General features: G+C 66.0%; 13 protein-coding genes. 8 read left to right on the top strand and 5 right to left on the bottom strand.

The window, feature by feature from the left end; genetic code table 11:
- The first annotated feature begins 192 nt into the window (after positions 1-192).
- The 5 genes from L284_RS32400 to L284_RS32380 all read left to right on the top strand — a co-directional run bounded on the left by L284_RS32400 (position 193) and on the right by L284_RS32380 (position 6,354).
- The gene (locus L284_RS32400; RefSeq protein WP_021233466.1) at positions 193-531 is read left to right on the top strand and encodes a P-II family nitrogen regulator; all 339 of its coding nucleotides are present in this window, start codon (positions 193-195) and stop codon (positions 529-531) included.
- Positions 532-670: 139 nt separating this feature from the next.
- Positions 671-2,080, top strand: a complete 1,410-nt coding sequence (gene glnA / locus L284_RS32395; RefSeq protein ID WP_021233465.1) for a type I glutamate--ammonia ligase — start codon at positions 671-673, stop codon at positions 2,078-2,080.
- A gap of 151 nt (positions 2,081-2,231) precedes the next feature.
- The gene (locus tag L284_RS32390; protein ID WP_021233464.1) at positions 2,232-4,112 is read left to right on the top strand and encodes a M1 family metallopeptidase; all 1,881 of its coding nucleotides are present in this window, start codon (positions 2,232-2,234) and stop codon (positions 4,110-4,112) included.
- Positions 4,113-4,119: 7 nt separating this feature from the next.
- Complete coding sequence (locus L284_RS32385) at positions 4,120-4,518, top strand: metallopeptidase family protein (protein ID WP_021233463.1); 399 nt, start codon at positions 4,120-4,122, stop codon at positions 4,516-4,518.
- 63 nt (positions 4,519-4,581) lie between these two features.
- Entirely contained in the window at positions 4,582-6,354 is a 1,773-nt protein-coding gene (locus L284_RS32380) for a bifunctional metallophosphatase/5'-nucleotidase (protein ID WP_021233462.1), read from the top strand.
- Between the two features lie 70 nt (positions 6,355-6,424).
- Here L284_RS32380 and L284_RS32375 read toward each other — a convergent pair whose 3' ends face one another.
- The 3 genes from L284_RS32375 to lgt all read right to left on the bottom strand — a co-directional run bounded on the left by L284_RS32375 (position 6,425) and on the right by lgt (position 9,008).
- On the bottom strand, positions 6,425-6,961 hold the full coding sequence (locus L284_RS32375) for a DUF2306 domain-containing protein (RefSeq protein ID WP_235054330.1): 537 nt from the start codon (positions 6,959-6,961) through the stop codon (positions 6,425-6,427).
- 96 nt (positions 6,962-7,057) lie between these two features.
- Entirely contained in the window at positions 7,058-8,107 is a 1,050-nt protein-coding gene (locus tag L284_RS32370) for a class I SAM-dependent methyltransferase (protein ID WP_021233460.1), read from the bottom strand.
- A 4-nt stretch (positions 8,108-8,111) separates the two neighbouring features.
- The gene (lgt, locus tag L284_RS32365; protein ID WP_021233459.1) at positions 8,112-9,008 is read right to left on the bottom strand and encodes a prolipoprotein diacylglyceryl transferase; all 897 of its coding nucleotides are present in this window, start codon (positions 9,006-9,008) and stop codon (positions 8,112-8,114) included.
- Positions 9,009-9,192: 184 nt separating this feature from the next.
- On the opposite strand from lgt, the gene L284_RS32360 reads away from it, so the two are divergent.
- The 3 genes from L284_RS32360 to L284_RS32350 all read left to right on the top strand — a co-directional run bounded on the left by L284_RS32360 (position 9,193) and on the right by L284_RS32350 (position 14,167).
- Complete coding sequence (locus L284_RS32360; RefSeq protein ID WP_021233458.1) at positions 9,193-11,943, top strand: [protein-PII] uridylyltransferase; 2,751 nt, start codon at positions 9,193-9,195, stop codon at positions 11,941-11,943.
- Between the two features lie 242 nt (positions 11,944-12,185).
- Positions 12,186-13,340 (top strand): patatin-like phospholipase family protein, encoded by a 1,155-nt coding sequence (locus tag L284_RS32355; RefSeq protein ID WP_031341798.1) that lies wholly within the window; start codon positions 12,186-12,188, stop codon positions 13,338-13,340.
- Positions 13,341-13,384: 44 nt separating this feature from the next.
- Entirely contained in the window at positions 13,385-14,167 is a 783-nt protein-coding gene (locus L284_RS32350) for a 3-hydroxybutyrate dehydrogenase (protein ID WP_021233456.1), read from the top strand.
- A 198-nt stretch (positions 14,168-14,365) separates the two neighbouring features.
- Here L284_RS32350 and gltX read toward each other — a convergent pair whose 3' ends face one another.
- Both gltX and L284_RS32340 read right to left on the bottom strand, forming a co-directional pair.
- The gene (gene gltX, locus L284_RS32345; RefSeq protein WP_021233455.1) at positions 14,366-15,700 is read right to left on the bottom strand and encodes a glutamate--tRNA ligase; all 1,335 of its coding nucleotides are present in this window, start codon (positions 15,698-15,700) and stop codon (positions 14,366-14,368) included.
- 32 nt (positions 15,701-15,732) lie between these two features.
- Positions 15,733-16,902 carry a benzoate/H(+) symporter BenE family transporter gene (locus L284_RS32340; protein WP_021233454.1) on the bottom strand — a complete coding sequence of 390 codons (1,170 nt, stop codon included), beginning with the start codon at positions 16,900-16,902 and terminating at the stop codon, positions 15,733-15,735.
- Positions 16,903-17,096 lie beyond the last annotated feature (194 nt).

Below are 17,096 nucleotides of genomic sequence, written 5' to 3'. Positions count from 1 at the left end.
GGATGCACGAGTCGGTGCATTTCGCAGGCTGAAACCTGCGTTTCCTGTCTTTTCGCGGCAAGCCACTTGGCCTACGAGGGGCCCATCCGCACTGGCACGATTCTTGATGGGAGTCGCGCGCGAGGCATTCGGTTCCCGGACCGGAACTGCCTTCGGAAAAAGATCCGGGACCATGCAGGGGTCAAGACAGGCGTGAAAAAGATCGAAGCCATCATCAAGCCGTTCAAGCTGGACGAAGTGAAGGAAGCCCTGCACGAAGTTGGCGTCTCGGGCATCACCGTCACCGAAGCCAAGGGTTTCGGCCGCCAGAAGGGCCATACCGAACTTTATCGCGGTGCCGAATACGTGGTGGACTTCCTGCCCAAGGTGAAGCTCGAAGTGGTGGTTCCCGACGCTCTGGCCGAACGCGTGGTGGAAGCCATCGCGGATGCCGCGCAGACCGGCCGCATCGGCGACGGCAAGATCTTCGTCGTGCCCATCGAAACCGCCGTGCGCATCCGCACCGGCGAACGGGACGACGACGCCCTGTAACGGGGGCTATCAAGCCAAAATCCCTTCGGCCCGCATCGGAAACGAAGGATCGGGAAACCGGCGCAACCGGGAACGCCCGAAGACAACGAACATCAAAGTCTCTTTCGGGATCGGAAGAGCATCACTGGAGACTACTCTAATGGCGAGTGCAAAGGACGTCCTCAAGCGCATCAAGGACGAAGAGATCGAGTGGGTTGACCTGCGTTTCACGGACCCCAAGGGCAAGTGGCAGCACCTCACCATGGTCGCTTCGATCCTGGGCGAGGACGAGCTGGAAGACGGCCTGATGTTCGACGGTTCGTCGATCGAAGGCTGGAAGGCCATCAACGAGTCGGACATGATCCTCAAGCCAGACCTCGACGCCGTCTACGTCGATCCGTTCTCGGCCACCCCGATGCTCATCCTGTTCTGCGACATCGTGGAACCCTCGACTGGCGACCTCTACGCCCGCGACCCGCGTTCGACCGCGAAGCGCGCAGAAGCCTTCGTCAAGTCGGCCGGCTTCGGCGACACCGTCTACGTCGGCCCCGAAGCCGAATTCTTCATGTTCGACGACGTGAAGTTCTATGACGGCTACGAAGGCAACGGCTTCAAGCTCGACGACATCGAGCTGCCGGGCAACTCCAACCGCGAGTACGACACCGGCAACCTCGCCCACCGTCCGCGCGCCAAGGGCGGCTACTTCCCGGTCGCTCCGGTCGACTCGGCCGTGGACATCCGCGGCGAGATGGTCACCACCATGCTCGAAATGGGCCTGCCCTGCGACAAGCACCACCACGAAGTGGCCGCTGCCCAGCACGAACTCGGCCTGACCTTCGGCACGCTGGTCCAGACCGCCGACCGCATGCAGATCTACAAGTATGTCGTGCACATGGTCGCACAGGCCTATGGCAAGACCGCCACGTTCATGCCGAAGCCGATCATGAAGGACAACGGCTCGGGCATGCACACCCACATCTCGATCTGGGACAAGGGCAACCCGCTGTTCGCCGGTAACGGCTATGCCGGTCTGTCCGACATGTGCCTCTACTTCATCGGCGGCGTCATCAAGCACGCCAAGGCCCTGAACGCCTTCACCAACCCGACCACCAACAGCTACAAGCGCCTGGTGCCGGGCTACGAAGCCCCCGTGCTGCTGGCCTACTCGGCCCGCAACCGCTCGGCCTCGTGCCGCATCCCCTACGGTGCGGGCGACAAGGCCAAGCGCGTGGAATTCCGCTTCCCCGACGCGATGGCCAACCCCTACCTGTGCTACGCCTCGCTGCTCATGGCCGGCCTCGACGGGATCAAGAACAAGATCCACCCGGGCGAAGCCATGGACAAGAACCTCTACGACTTGCCGCCGGCCGAACTCGCCGAAGTGCCGACCGTCTGCGGCTCGCTGCGTGAAGCGCTCGACGCGCTCCAGGCCGACCATGCCTTCCTTCTCGAAGGCGGCGTGTTCACCGTGGACCAGATCGAATCCTACCTCGAACTGAAGTGGCCGGAAGTGCTGCGCTGGGAAACCACGCCGTCGGCCGTCGAGTTCGACATGTACTACAGCGCCTGATCGCGCGTCCTTCCTTTCGAGGAAGGAGCATCAGTTCGCCGAGTGGGGCGCCCGGAGCGATCCGGGCGCCCTTTTCGTATCCGGCAACCCTCATGGATCCCGGGAAACCTCTGCTTGCGCGCCGGGAAGGCCGCGATCATAAGTCCCACCCATGCGTATTATCCTTGCCGCCGCGCTGCTTGCCGGAACTGCCGTCCCAAGCATCGCGCAAACCGCCGCGCCTGCACCGATCCTGACCACGGCCGAGGCCAAGGACGTCTGGACCCACGCCGAGCCCGAAGTCGCGCGCGTCACCCACGTCGCGCTCGATCTCGATGTGGATTTCGCCACCAGGACGCTGGGCGGCAGCGCCCTGCTGGACGTGCTCGCGGCTCCCGGCGCACCCCGGATCGTGCTGGATGTGGACGATCTTGCCATCGCCTCGGTGACCGATGCGAGCGGCAAGCCGCTGAAGTGGACGGTCGGCCCGCGAGACAAGGAGACCGGCTCGGCCCTGACCATCGCGCTGAACGGCGCGAACAGGATCCGGATCGTCTACCGATCGAAACCCGGCGCCACGGCGCTGCAATGGCTGCCGCCGGAAATGACCTTCGGCAAGAAGAAGCCTTTCCTTTTCAGCCAGGGCCAGGCGATCCTCAACCGATCCTGGGTGCCGACCCAGGACAGTCCCGGCATCCGCCAGACCTGGGAAGCCACATTGCGCGTACCGGGCGATCTCGTGGCGGTGATGAGCGCGGAGAAACTCTCCGGCGACAAAGGCGAACCGCTCCCGGACGGCCGCCGCGCCTTCCGCTTCCGCATGGACAAGCCGGTTCCGCCCTACCTGATCGCCTTCGCGGTGGGCGACCTGAAGTTCAGGCCGCTCGGCCCCCGCTCCGGCGTGTGGACGGAAGCGCCTATGCTGGACAAGGCGGCAAGCGAGTTCGTCGACGTCGAAAAGATGATCGACGCTGCCGGCAAGCTCTACGGACCTTATCGCTGGGGCCGCTACGACATGCTCCTGCTGCCACCCGCCTTCCCTTACGGCGGCATGGAAAACCCCATGCTGACCTTCCTGACGCCGACGATCGTCACCGGCGACCGGTCGAACACCGATGTCGTCGCGCATGAGCTGGCGCATTCGTGGTCCGGCAATCTCGTCACCAATGCCACCTGGTCCGACTCCTGGCTCAACGAAGGCTTCACCACCTACTTCGAGAACCGCATCATGGAGTCGCTCTACGGCAAGGAGCAGGCCGCCATCTATGCCGACCTCGATTGGGATACGATGCAGCGTGAAATCGCCGCCGGCGGCGGCCAGACCGGGGCCGCTACCCGGCTGCACGGCGATCCCGGCGCGGGCGAGGTGGACTATACCAAGGGTTCCAACTTCCTGCGCATGATCGAATATACCGTAGGCCGCGAGAAGTGGGATGCCTATCTCTCCTCCTATTTCGACCGCCACGCCTTCCAGCCGCAGACCACGGCAGGATTCCTGGCCGACTTGCGCGAGCGCCTCCTGAAAGGTCAGCCGGAGCTGGAACTCTCGCTCCAGCTCGACCGCTGGTCTTACGGAGCGGGGCTTCCCGGCAATGCCGTCCACGTCAAGAGCGAGACCCTGGCGAAAGTCGATGCCAAGCTGGCAGCATTCAACCGCGGTGGCCCGGCCGGCGCCGTGCAGCCGAGGGGTTGGACCACGCAGGAATGGCTGCGCTTCCTCAAGGGCATCGACAAGACGCAGACTCCCGCGCGGCTCAAGGAACTGGACGAGACGCTGGGTCTCTCGGCCTCGAGCAATGCCTATATACAATCGGCGTGGTTCGAACTGGCGATCGCCAACCGCTACGATCCGGCAGTGCCTTACCTGCGCGCCTACCTTTCCCGGATCGGGCGCGGACTGCTCGTCTATCCGCTCTACAAGGGCCTGATGAAACAAGGCGAATGGGGAGCGAGCAAGGCGCGGGACTTCTTCGCCGAAGCCAAGCCGACCTACCACCCCTCCACCGCCGCCGGCATTGCCAGCATCCTCGCGGCCGGTGCGGAACGGGAGTAACGAAGCCATGACCCAGCGATATGGAAACGCGCCCGGCCCCGAGACCTTCGAGGCCCTTGCACATGCGGCTTTCGCGCGCATTCCCGAACCGTTCGCGCAGCATCTGGAGGGCGTCACCGTCCACGTCGAGGAGTTCGCCGACGAGGAAACCCTGCGCGCCGTGGGACTGGAAGATGCCTGGGAACTCACCGGTCTCTACCATGGCCGTCCGCTGGACGAGGAATCGGTCTGGGTCGGAGGAGAGTTCCGGCCGCGGATCACGCTCTATCGCCAACCGCTGCTGGCCGAATGGTGCGAGACGGGCGTGACGCTGGAAGATCTCGTGACGCACGTCGTGGTGCATGAAGTCGGCCACCACTTCGGCCTTTCCGACGACGACATGCACAGGCTGGAAGACGAGGCCTGATCCCGGCCGCAAGCGAAGGAAAAGCCATTGCACCGTCATGAAAGCATCCGATAGGACGCGGCCATGACTTTCCCATCCATCCGCGGCCTTCCGCTGCTATCCACCTCGCTGCTGGCGGCCCTGCTCGCGGGCTGCGCAACGACGCCGAGCCCGCGCCAGCCCGCCGGGCAAGCGGCGGCACCGATCGAGATCGGCGTCATCGCCATCAACGATTTCCACGGCGCGCTGGAGCCGCCGAACCAGTCGGTCGAGGCCCCCGACGGCCAGGGCGGCGAAGTGTCGGTGCCTGCCGGTGGCGGTGCCTGGCTGGCTTCGGCGGTGGATTCGCTGAAGGCCAGGCACGCCAACAATGTCGTCGTCGCGGCCGGTGACCTGACGAGTGCCTCGCAGCTTGCCTCCTCGCTCTATCTCGACGAGCCGGCCGTGGGGGTGATGAACCGCGTCGGCGTGGAGTTCAACGCCGTGGGCAATCACGAGTTCGACCGGGGATGGCAGGAACTGCGCCGCCTCCAGAACGGCGGCTGCGAGAAGAACACGCGCGGCGAGCCCTGTCAGCTCGAACAGTTCAAGGGCGCCAGCTACAAGTACCTGGCCGCCAGCACCACCCTGCCCGACGGTTCGCCCCTGTTTCCCGGCACCGGCCTCAAGAGCTTCGGTGAAGGCAAGGACAAGATCACCCTCGGCTTCATAGGCCTTTCGCTCAAGACCGTGCCGACCCTGGTCGCGCCCGACCGGGTCAGCGGCCTGAAATTTGCCGACGAGGCCGAGACGATCAACCGCGAAGTGCCGCGCCTGAAGGCGGCCGGAGCCGATGCGGTCCTCGTGCTGATCCACCAGGGCGGGCGAACCGCCGGCCAGCCCGATCCCAACGGCTGCAACGACATGACCGGCGACATCCGCCCGATTCTCGACCGGCTCGAGCCCGGCGTCGACGTGGTCGTCTCGGGCCATACGCATTGGGCCTATGTCTGCAATTACACGGCCAATCCGAAGAGCGGCCCGATCCTGCTGACCAGCGCCGGGGTCTACGGCAAGCTGGTGACCGACATCACCCTTCGCTTCGATCCGGCGACGCACAAGCTCCTCGGCAAAGAAGCCGGCAACCTGATCGTCCAGTCTCCGGGTTATACCTCGGCCAAGGGCCAAGTGGCGAACTCGGCGGCTTTCCCGCAGTTCCAGCCGCGCGCGGACGTGGCCGCCTATGTCGAGCGGTACAAGAACGCCTCGCTGCATCTGGTCTCGCGCCCGGTCGGCCGTCTTTCCGCCGCCCTTCCCAAGGAAGAAGGGAACGGCGTCGCGCGGGGCGGCGCGCTGGGCAATCTGATCGCGGATTCGCAGCTTGCCGCCACGCGCAAGGCCGGCGCCGAGATCGCCTTCCTCAATCCTTTCGGTATCCGCGCCGCGCTGGTCCCGGCGAGCGACGGCACTGTGACTTTCGGCCAGATCTACGCAGTCGAACCGTTCAACAACGAGATCGTCACGATGTCGCTCACCGGCGCCCAGATCCGCTCCACTTTGGAGCAGGGCCTCGACGACGACGGCGAGCAGCAGATGCTGTCGCCGAGCCAGGGCATGCGGGTCGCCTTCGACATGCGCCGACCCTCCGGTTCGCGGATCACGGCGATCACGCTGGACGGAAAGCCGCTCGATCCGGCAAAGACCTATCGGGTCAGCGTGGTGAACTTCCTGGCGGAGGGCGGCGACGGCTTCAGCGGTTTCGCCCAGGGCAAGGACCGCACGCGCGGCGCGATCGACCTCGACGCTCTGGAAGACTGGCTCGGCGCCGTGCCCTTGCGCAAGGTGCCCGAGGAGGACCGAACGCCCGAGACGCGGTGAGCCTAGCAAAGGTTAGCTCGAAACTTAACGGGGGAAGTGGGCTGCGGCCTGCTCCCCCTTTTCGTATCGCTCAGCCGAACAGCCAGTGACCGAGCAGGCGGTCGAACGGGAAAGTGAAGAAGCCCGCGACCAGCAGCGCCCCGATGATCAAGCCGCGCACCGTGCGGCGATGCCGCACAGCGTCGTGCCGCCGGGCGGCGAGGACCAGCATCGGCACCATGACCAGCGTGAACAGCGACAGAACGTGGATGAGGCTGAAACGGCCGGGTCCCCCCATATGGATGAACAGGCTGTCGAGGGCCGTGAGCATCATCGCTCCGCTCCAGACATATCCGTAGAGGCGATGACGCGCATCGCCGCGCCGCCGCCAGAGCAACACCGGCGTCAGCACCAGGGCCACCAGGATCGTTGCGAGATGAAGCCAGACGATCGCGGGCACGCGCGCCCATTCGCTCATCCCCCGCAGCAGTGCCGCGATGATGAAAAAGAGCATGATCAGGGCGAGGAGGCCGAGGACCCGCTCCAACCTGTCCGGCCCTTGCAGGTCTTGCGGCGACAGGCCCCTGACCCTGATACCCGCGATCTTCATCGACACCGCTTCCGTCATGTTTGCCCCCCTGCACTGCCTTGCCCGCTGCCTGCCGGCCCGGCAGACGTCACGTCCTTCATCACCTCGCCGTGCGCGACCTCGGTGAATACTGCCCTAGAACCCTGCGCCTTGCGGCCAGTTCGGTCCGGCCACCCCCATGACCTTGAACAGCGTTCCCATCTGATCGTCGCCGATGAGCCGGACCATCGCGCGCTGGACCGCGTCCGCGTGATCCGGAGCGGCCGCCGCGAGCTTGGCGGCGCGCATCTCGATGCCCAGCGCGCGCAGGAACGCCCCCTGCGTCACCGTGCCCTGCCACCGCGCGCCTTCGCTTTGCGCGATTTCGGCGAGAATGGCGAAGTCCACGAGGCAGGTCAGGTCCGCCTCGCCCGGCATGGCGAAGGGATCGACCTTGGTGTGTGCCCGCAGCGCCTGCAGCGTGGAGCCGGTCTGCGGCTCGGCATAGCCATAGTCGATCAGCAGCGCCGCACCGCCCTGCGCGGCAAGTCGCCCGGAAAGCTCGTGCATGACGGCGGCGGCGCCCGGGCAAGTCTCCAGCAGAGTGCTTTCCGGCGCGTCCTTGAGGCTTTCCGGCACGGCGGCATCCATCGGCTTGTCGCCGGCGACGGGGCGGAAACGGTCCTCGGCCCAGCCCACCATGCGCTCGCGCCAGCCAGCCGCGGTCTTCACCAGCTGTCGTACCGGCAGGGCGTCGAGGAATTCGTTGCCCACCAACAGCAGCGGCGCGTCACTGGGTACGCCGCCCAGATCGTGGTGCCACTGCGCCTGCGGCACGGCCTCGGCCTGCAGCGCCCGCAAAGCCTGCGAGCCTTCGACGAAATGGACTTGCGGCTCGAGCCCCACCCGCTTCATCGTCCGCAGCGCGTCGCGTGCCAGAGTGCCCCGTCCCGGCCCCATCTCGACATAGTGGACCGGCGCGGGACTGCCCGCCCGCATCCAGATATCCGCCAGCCATAGCCCGACGAGTTCGCCGAACATCTGGCTGATCTCAGGCGCCGTGATGAAGTCTCCGGCCGCGCCGAGCGGGTCCTTGTCGGCATAGTAGCGGGCGTTCGACTCGCCCATGTAGTGCAGCAGCGAGATCGGCCCGTAGGTCGCGATCAGCCGCTGGAACACGGCGGAGAGCGGTTCGGCCTCGGGCATCGGCTCAGGTGATCGGGCGAACGGTGGCCAGCGCCGGCTTGGCAAGCGCGCGCGTGATCAGTGCGAGACCGAGCAGGATCAGCGGGATCGTCAACCACTGGCCCATCGACAGGCCGGTGCGCGCCGCGAAGTCCTGAAGCTGGGCGTCCGGCTCGCGGAAGAATTCCACGGTGAAGCGCGCACAGGCGATGCCGGTGGTGAACACGCCGACCAGCAGCCCCGGACGGAAGCGTGCACGCGTCTTCCAGAACAGGCCGAGCATGATCACGATCATCAGCAGGCCTTCGAGAGCGGCTTCGTAGAGCTGGCTGGGGTGGCGCGGCAGCGGTCCGGCATCGGGGAAGACCATGGCCCAGGGCAGCCCCGGATCGGTGACGACGCGTCCCCACAGCTCGCCGTTCACGAAATTGGCAAGGCGGCCGAACAGCATGCCGAAAGGCACGCAGACCGCGATGTAGTCCGCCACCCGCAGGAAATCGAGTTCCCCGCGCCAGGACACCCAGGCCATCGCCAGCAGCACGCCAATCAGGCCGCCGTGGAAGCTCATGCCGCCGTGCCAGAGCGACAGCAGCGCGGCAGGATCGGCCCAGAGGCTGGGAATACCGGTGTCGCCGCCGGTGTAGAACGTCGCATAGCCCAGGCGGCCGCCCAGGATGATGCCGATGGTGCAGTAGAAGAACAGATCGTCGGCATGGCGCTGCGCCAAAGGCGCGCCGGGCGACTTGATCATGCGCGAAAGGTGCCAGTAGCCCAGCATGATGCCGGCCAGGTAGGCCAGCGAATACCACCGCAGTTCGAAGCTGCCGATGCGGAACAGGTAGTTCTTGAGGCCCAGGTTGACCCAGTAGATCGGCTGATGTGCCTCTGCGGCGGCGGCTGCGGCAAGTGCTGTCAGGGACAAGTGCTCGACCTCGTAAATCTTGTAAGTCGCCGGGCCGGACGGCCTCGGCGGTGCTGTTGCCGCGCCTTCTGGCATAGCGCGAGAGGCGATGGTAGGCCGGATTTCGCCTGGCCACCGCAAAATCGGCGCGAGGGACACGCGCGCTGTTCCCCTCAAGCCCTTGAATGTCTAGATATCACCAGACATGAGCGTGATCCGCATCCCTTCGCCCCGTTCCGTGATCGACCGCCGCGCGCTGGTCGAGGCGATCGAAGCCGTCGTGGCTGAAACCGGAGCCGCCAAGGGCCGCAAGCAGGTGGTCGAACGCCTGCGCGAAGCCCTGGAGAACGGCCGCGCGGAGATCGCCCGGCGCCTGGTCGAAAGACCCTCGGCCGGGCACGAGGTGGCCGAGGCGCAGGCCTATCTGGTCGACCAGCTGCTGCGGGTGATCCACGATCACGTCGCGACGCACGTCTATCCCGCGATGAACCGTTCCAAGGGCGAGCGCCTCTCGATCATCGCCGTCGGCGGTTACGGGCGCGGCGAAATGGCGCCGCATTCCGACGTCGATCTGGCTTTCGTCACCCCCATCAAGCAGACCGCCTGGTGCGAGCAGGTGATCGAGGCGATGCTCTACTTCCTCTGGGACCTCGGCCTCAAGATCGGCCATTCCAGCCGCTCGGTGGACGACATGGTCCGCATGAGCCGCTCGGACCTCACCATTCGCACCGCCATGCTGGAAGGCCGCTACGTCTGGGGCGATCAGGATCTCTACGAGGAATCCCGCGCGCGCTTCTGGAAGGACGTGGTCGCCGGGACCGAACGCCAGTTCGTGGTCGAGAAGCTGGCCGAGCGCGAGGAACGCCACAAGCGCATGGGCGACAGCCGCTATGTGGTCGAGCCCAATGTGAAAGAGGGCAAGGGCGGACTGCGCGATCTCCACACGCTCTACTGGATCGGCAAATATATCCACAAGGTACGCGATCCCAGCGAGCTGGTGGACGTGGGCCTGCTCACCCACAAGGAATACCGCGCCTTTCGCCGGGCCGAGAACTTCTTCTGGGCGGTGCGCTGCCACCTCCACACCATCACCCGCCGCGCCGAGGATCGCCTGACCTTCGACATCCAGCGCGAAGTGGCGGCGCGGATGAACTATTCCGATCGCCCCGGAAAGAGCGCGGTCGAGCGGTTCATGCAGATGTTCTTCCTGCAGGCGAAGATGGTCGGCACACTGACCGGCGTGTTCCTCGCCCAGCTCGACGACCAGTTCGCCAAGCGTCAGCCGCGCGGGCTGCTGGCGGGTTTCCGCGCCCGCCCGCGCACGCTGAAAGGCTACAAGGTGTTCGGCGGCCGCATCATGGCGCCCGGCGAGACATGGTTCGAAGCCGATCCCGTGCGCCTGATCGAGATCTTCGTCATCGCCGACCGCGAGGGGCTGGAAATCCACCCGGAGACCATGCGTCTGGTCTCGCGCGACGCCGCGCTGATCCGTGAGGAGGTGCGCCGCGATCCGCGCGCCAACGAGCTGTTCATGGAACTGCTCACCAGCCGCAACAACCCGGAAGTGGCGCTGCGCTCGTTCAACGAGGCGGGCGTGTTCGGCCGTTTCGTCACCGAATTCGGCCGCGTCAACGCGCAGATGCAGTTCGACATGTACCACCACTACACGGTGGACGAACACACGATCCGCGCCATCGGCCTGATCTCCCGCATCGAGAAGGGCGAGCTGAAGCAGGACCATCCGCTCAGCCACGAGATCATCCACAAGGTCCGCTCGCGCCGTGCGCTCTATGCCGCCGTGCTGCTGCACGATATCGCCAAGGGGCGCGGCGGCGACCACTCCGAGATCGGCGCCGAGATCGCGCTGAAGCTCTGTCCGCGTTTCGGGCTGGACGAGGAGGAGACCGAACTGGTCTCCTGGCTGGTGCTTCACCACCTGATCCTTTCCGCCACCGCCTTCAAGCGGGACTTGTCGGACGCCAAGACGATCACCGACTTCGTGGCGCTCGTGCAGTCGGTGGACCGCCTGCGCCAGCTGACCCTGCTGACGATCGTCGATATCCGCGCGGTCGGCCCCGGCACCTGGAACTCGTGGAAGCGCCAGCTGATCAGCGAGCTCTATGCCGCCACCGAGGAACGCCTGCGCCTTGGCCATGTCGAATTCGGCCGTGAAAAGCGGGTCGCGGCGAAGAAGGCGATCGTCGCGGATGGCGCCTCGGAAACCGCCGCGCTCGTCGAGGAACTCGGCACCCAGTTCGCGGACGCCTACTGGATCGCCGAGCCCGAGGACGTGATCGCCAAGAACCTCGCGCAGTTCCACGCCTCGCAGGAGGAGCCGCTCTCGATCGCGACCGAGTATTACCCGGCGCGCGGGGCGACGCTGGTCACCGTCATCGCTTCGGACCATCCCGGCCTGTTCTACCGCATCGCCGGCGGCATCCATCTGGCGGGCGGCAACATCATCGACGCGCGAATCCACACGACCCGAACCGGGCGCGCGGTCGACAACTTCCTGGTGCAGGACCCGCTCGGGCGGCCGTTCATGGAAGAGACCCAGCTCGCCCGCCTGCGCTCCTCGATCGAGAACGCGCTGGCCAACCGCATCAAGATCCTGCCGCAACTCGTCGCCCGCCCCGACGCCCGCCCCCGCGCCGACGCCTTCGACGTGCGGCCGCGCGTCCTGGTGGACAACAAGGCCTCGAACCGCCTCACCGTGGTCGAAGTCAACGCGCGCGACCGCCCGGCCCTGCTCAACCGGCTGGCCCATGCCCTGTTCGAATCGAAGCTCATGGTCCACTCCGCCCACATCGCGACATACGGCGAGCGGGCGGCTGACACCTTCTACGTCACCGACCTTCTGGGCGCGAAGCTGACATCGTCCAGCCGGATCAAGGCGCTCGAACGCCGCCTGCTGGAAGCGGCGAGCGAGGGAAGCCTGACCGAAGTGGCGGCGTGACGGGGTCCGCTCGCCGAGATGGCCGGCCACACTCGACCTGCCAACCCACGCCCGTCATTTTGAACTCGTTTCAGGATCCATCCTGCCGAACAGACGACCGTCGATGGTCCGACATGGATCCTGAAACGAGTTCAGGATGACATCGAGAGAGACCGCAACCTGTATCCAAATAAACTGTTGAAACTGCCTGCGCACTGCCCCACTTGTTGCATCGCAACATCCCCATGCGCAGGATCCTGCCCATGCATGCCGAAAACGCCGACTTTTCGCCTTCGTCTTCCGACGCGCCGCAATCGGTGCTTGTGCTGCAAGGCGGCGGCGCGCTCGGCGCCTACCAGGCCGGAGTCTACGAAGCCCTTGCTGCCGAGGGCCATGCGCCGGACTGGGTGGCCGGCATCTCCATCGGCGCTATCAATGCCGCGATCATCGCGGGCAATGCGCCCGAGGAGCGAGTCGGCAAGCTTCGCGCTTTCTGGCACGGCGTCAGCCACGAACTGCTCTATCGGCTGGATGTCGGCAACGGGTTCGCCCGCCGCGCCTTCAACGAGACGTCCGCGAGCTGGGCTGCTACGTTCGGCATACCCGGCTTCTTCACCCCGCGCCTGCCGACACCGCTGCCCGAATGGCCGAACGAACTCAGCCGCCTGAGCTTCTACGACACCACGCCGCTACGCCAGACCCTGCTCGATCTGGTCGATTTCGACCGGATCAACCACAGCGAAACCCGCTTTTCGGTCGGGGCCGTCAACATGATGACCGGCAACTTCGCCTATTTCGACAACTGCAGCAACCGCAGGATCGGCCCCGAACACATCATGGCCAGCGGCGCCCTGCCGCCCGGCTTCCCCCCGGTCGAGATCGACGGCGAGTGGTATTGGGACGGCGGCCTCGTCTCCAACACGCCGCTGCAATACGTGCTCGACAACCGCAGCCCTTGCGAGATGACCGTGTTCCAGGTCGACCTCTTCCCCTCTCGCGGGGCGGTGCCCAAGACCATGGCCGATATCGCCCAGCGGGAGAAGGACATCCGCTTCTCCAGCCGCACGCGCATGAACACCGATCTGTCCAAGCGGCTCCAGGAGATGCGCGCCGCCGCCCAGCGGCTCGCCCACAAGCTGCCGGACGACCTGCGCGACGATCCCGATCTGCACCACCTGCTGGGCTGCCGCCCCGCCGGCGCCGTGGCGGTGATGCACCTCATCAACCGCCCGCGCGGCTACGAGACCATGTCGAAGGACTACGAGTTCTCGCGCATGACGGTTACCGAGCACTGGGATGCGGGCAAGGCCGACGCGCTCTGGTCGCTGCAAAAAGCGGACTGGACCGGGCGCGCGCTGAAACCCGACGAGATCATGACGTTCGACCTCGCGCTCGACCGGCCCCGCAACGGACAGTGACACCTACACATACATCGGCACGCATTTCCCAGGAGAGACGATCCATGAAGCTCAAGGACAAGTCCTGCATCGTCACCGGCGCCGCCAGCGGCATCGGCAACGCCATCGCTCATAAGTATGCCTCCGAGGGCGGCAAAGTGGCCATCGCCGATCTCAACCTCGAAGCCGCCCAGAAGGCCGCCGACGATATCCAGGCGAAGTACGGAACCGAGGCTCTGGCCGTCGCCATGGACGTGACCAGCGAGGATCAGGTGAACGCAGGCGTCGCGCAAGTGGTCGAGGCCTGGGGCGCGGTGGACGTGCTGGTCTCGAACGCCGGCATCCAGATCGTCAATCCGGTCGAGAACTTCGCCTATGCCGACTGGAAGAAGATGCTGGCGATCCACCTCGACGGCGCCTTCCTCACCTCCAAGGCCGTATTGCCGCACATGTACGCGCAGAAATCCGGCTCGATCATCTTCATGGGTTCGGTCCACTCGAAGGAAGCCAGCCCGCTCAAGAGCGCCTACGTCACCGCCAAGCACGGGCTGCTCGGCCTGTCGCGCGTGATCGCCAAGGAAGGCGGCAAGAAAGGCGTGCGCTCCAACGTGATCTGCCCCGGCTTCGTGCGCACCCCGCTGGTGGACAAGCAGATCCCCGAGCAGGCCAGGGAACTGGGCATTTCCGAAGAGGAAGTCATCAGCCGCGTGATGCTCGGCCAGACGGTGGACGGCGAATTCACCACCGTCGACGATATTGCCGAAGTGGCGCTGTTCTTTGCAGGCTTCCAGACCAATGCGCTGACCGGGCAGTCGCTGGTGGCGAGCCATGGGTGGTTCATGGAGTGAGAAGGGGCAGAAGCAGGGGAGCATAGCCCCCCTGCACCCTCATTACCGTCGAGGTCACGCGGACCAACAGCGTCGCGCGCCCATGGCAGCGTCGGTAGACTAATTGGCTGCGCCGCAGGGAGCGCACGACCGACATTCAGCGCGCGACGATGACATTTAGAGGGTCCGGGGGATCATCCCCTGGATCTTCCCTTGTTCTTACCCGGCCGAAACCTTCAACCGCGCCAGAGCCTCATCCCGACCGATCAGCGGCAGCAGCGCGCCCATATCCGGCCCGTGCTCCATCCCGGTAAGCGCCAGACGCAGCGGCAGGAACAGCCCCTTACCCTTGCGCCCCGTCACGTCCTTGAGCGCGCCGGTAAGTGCCTTCCACAAGCCCGCGCCCCATTCCAGCCCGGCCAGAACCGCGACGGCCTGAGCCAGATAGGCCCGGTCCTCGTCTGCCAGTGCCGGAGCCTCGATCGGGCCGATTACCACGCTCCACCAGTCATGCGCCTCGTGAACGTGCGAGAGGTTTGGACGAATCGTTTCCCAGGCGCCCTCGTCCATCTCCTCGGGCAGGCGGCCGGCGACCGCTGCGAACGGCAGCGCATGGACCACGGCGGCATTGACGCGCTCCAGTTCCGCCTCGTCGAACCGGGCAGGCGCGCGGCCGAAGCGGGAAAGATCGAAGGCGGCGGCCAGAGCCTCAGCGTCAAGTCCGGGATCGACGGGGTCGCTGGTGCCAAGGCGCCCCAGCAGCGCGACCACGGCCTGCGCCTCGATGCCGATCCCCCGGAAATGCGCGACTCCAAGCGAGCCGAGGCGCTTGGATAACTTGCCCTCGGTGCCGACCAGCAGCGCCTCGTGGGCAAAGGCCGGAACCGGCGCGCCGAGCGCCGTGAACATCTGGACCTGCGCGGCGGTGTTGGAAACGTGGTCCTCACCGCGCAGGATCTGGGTGACGCCCATGTCCACATCGTCGATCGCGGAGGGCAGCATGTAGAGCCAGGAGCCGTCGGCACGGCGAATCACCGGGTCGCTCATCTGCGCGGCATCGAACTTCTGCGCGCCGCGAATGCCGTCTTCCCAGGCGATCGGCTCGTCATGGTCGAGCAGGAAGCGCCAGTGCGGCAGGTCTCCGGCGGCGATCTTCGCTGCCTTTTCATCTTCGGTGAGCTTGAGCGCGCCGCGATCATAGATCGGCGGCAGGCCGCGTCCAAGCAGCACCTTGCGCTTCAGTTCCAGTTCCTGCGGCGTCTCCCAGCAGGGATAGACGCGCCCGGCTGCCTTCAACCGCTCGAACTCGCGCTCGTAGAGCGCGAAGCGGGCCGACTGCCGCTCCTCCCCGCTCCATTCGATGCCGAGCCAGGCGAGGTCGGCCTTGATGCCCTCGACAAATTCCTCCTTCGAGCGTGCCGCATCCGTGTCGTCGATGCGCAGGAGGAACTTGCCGCCCGCCTGTTTGGCCAGCAGCCAGTTGTGCAGCGCCGTGCGGATGTTGCCGACGTGGAGATGCCCGGTGGGCGAGGGAGCGAAGCGCGTTACGGTCATGCCCCGCGCGTTACGGCGGGCCGGGCAAGAGGTCAATTTCGGCGCGCGAAAACCGCCTTCGCCGCCAGCGCCGCGAACCCGGCCAGCAGCCCCCAGAAAGCCGAGCCGATGCCCAGCAGCGAAACGCCCGAGGCGGTCGCGGCGAAAGTGAGGATCGCAGCATCGCGCTCGGACTTCTCGATCAGCATGTTCTCCACCGCGCCCGAGAGCGGGACGATCAGCGCGATTCCGGTGAAGGCGGCGATCGAGGCCTTGGGCATCGTCAGGAAGAACTGCACCAAAGGCGCTGAAAACAGCGCCAGCGCAAGGTAGAAGGCAGCGTAGATCAGGCCGACCGTCCAGCGGCGGCGCTGGTCCGGGTGCGCGTCGGTGCTGGTGCAGATCGCCGCCGTTATCGCTGCGAGATTGACGCCGTGCGCGCCGAAAGGTGCCAGCAGCATCGTCGCGAGGCCGGTGCCCAGCAGCAGGGGCTGCGGCTTCGGTTCGTAGCCGGCAGTCCGCAGCACGACGAGGCCGGGGAGATTCTGCGAGACCAGCGTGACGAGGAACAGCGGCACGCCGATGCTCGCCACGGCCTTGAGGTCGAAAGCGGGCGTGACCGGCTTCAACCCGCCGAGCAGCGTGTCTGGCGCGAATCCGACCATGTCGCCGCGCAGGAGCACGACGGCAACGCCGGAAACCAGCACCAGCAGCAGAGCGTAGAGTGGGAAGCGCTGGCGGGCGATCACGAAGACCAGCAACAGGATCACCACCAGCAGCGGGTCGGTCTGCAAAGTGCGGAACAGTTGCAGGCAGAACGGCAGCAGCACGCCCGCCAGCATCGCCGAAGCGACCGAGGCAGGAATTCGTGCGGCCAGCCGCCCAAGTGCAGGCACCAGCCCCAGCAGGCACATGAGCGCCGCGGCCGCTACGAAAGCGCCGATCGCCAGCGGCCAGGCGACCGCACCGTCGCTCGCCGCCAGCAGCGCCGCGCCCGGGGTGGACCAGGCGAGCACCACCGGCATTCGCATCCACAGCGAGAGGGTCGCACCGGCCACAGCGATACCGAGGCAGAGCGCCGTCACCGCCGAGCCGACCTGCCCCGCTTCGGCCCCGAGCGCCTGCATGGCCTGAACGACCAGCGCGACGGTTCCTCCGAACCCGATCAGGGCAGCGATGAGAGCGGAAGTCCAGGAGGCGAGCGGCGGCAGTCGGGAAAGCATCGCCGGCCTATGGCAGGTTTGTCATGGATGGAAAGGCTTCGAGATCGGCCTACTGAGGGTGGGCGTCCATCAGCGCCGCCTCGGGGGTGGAAACCCGGCTGTCCGGATGTCTCACGCCATCTGATTTTTTTGAGAAGATAAGGAAATGGTGGAGCCTAGCGGGATCGAACCGCTGACCTCCTGCATGCCATGCA

It is taken from the genome of Novosphingobium lindaniclasticum LE124, from assembly GCF_000445125.1.
GTDB classification, from domain to species: Bacteria; Pseudomonadota; Alphaproteobacteria; order Sphingomonadales; family Sphingomonadaceae; genus Novosphingobium; species Novosphingobium lindaniclasticum.
Note: the sequence above shows the minus strand (reverse complement) of the source record. Positions and strands in the feature narration are given on the sequence as shown.

Excerpts from the sequence above, each read along its gene's own strand:
- glnA (WP_021233465.1), top strand. The coding sequence starts at position 671 with ATGGCGAGTGCAAAGGACGTCCTCAAGCGCATCAAGGACGAAGAGATC.
- L284_RS32390 (WP_021233464.1), top strand. The coding sequence starts at position 2,232 with ATGCGTATTATCCTTGCCGCCGCGCTGCTTGCCGGAACTGCCGTCCCA.
- L284_RS32385 (WP_021233463.1), top strand. The coding sequence starts at position 4,120 with ATGACCCAGCGATATGGAAACGCGCCCGGCCCCGAGACCTTCGAGGCC.
- L284_RS32380 (WP_021233462.1), top strand. The coding sequence starts at position 4,582 with ATGACTTTCCCATCCATCCGCGGCCTTCCGCTGCTATCCACCTCGCTG.
- L284_RS32375 (WP_235054330.1), bottom strand. The coding sequence starts at position 6,961 with ATGACGGAAGCGGTGTCGATGAAGATCGCGGGTATCAGGGTCAGGGGC.
- L284_RS32370 (WP_021233460.1), bottom strand. The coding sequence starts at position 8,107 with ATGCCCGAGGCCGAACCGCTCTCCGCCGTGTTCCAGCGGCTGATCGCG.
- L284_RS32360 (WP_021233458.1), top strand. The coding sequence starts at position 9,193 with ATGAGCGTGATCCGCATCCCTTCGCCCCGTTCCGTGATCGACCGCCGC.
- L284_RS32355 (WP_031341798.1), top strand. The coding sequence starts at position 12,186 with ATGCATGCCGAAAACGCCGACTTTTCGCCTTCGTCTTCCGACGCGCCG.
- L284_RS32350 (WP_021233456.1), top strand. The coding sequence starts at position 13,385 with ATGAAGCTCAAGGACAAGTCCTGCATCGTCACCGGCGCCGCCAGCGGC.
- gltX (WP_021233455.1), bottom strand. The coding sequence starts at position 15,700 with ATGACCGTAACGCGCTTCGCTCCCTCGCCCACCGGGCATCTCCACGTC.
- L284_RS32340 (WP_021233454.1), bottom strand. The coding sequence starts at position 16,902 with ATGCTTTCCCGACTGCCGCCGCTCGCCTCCTGGACTTCCGCTCTCATC.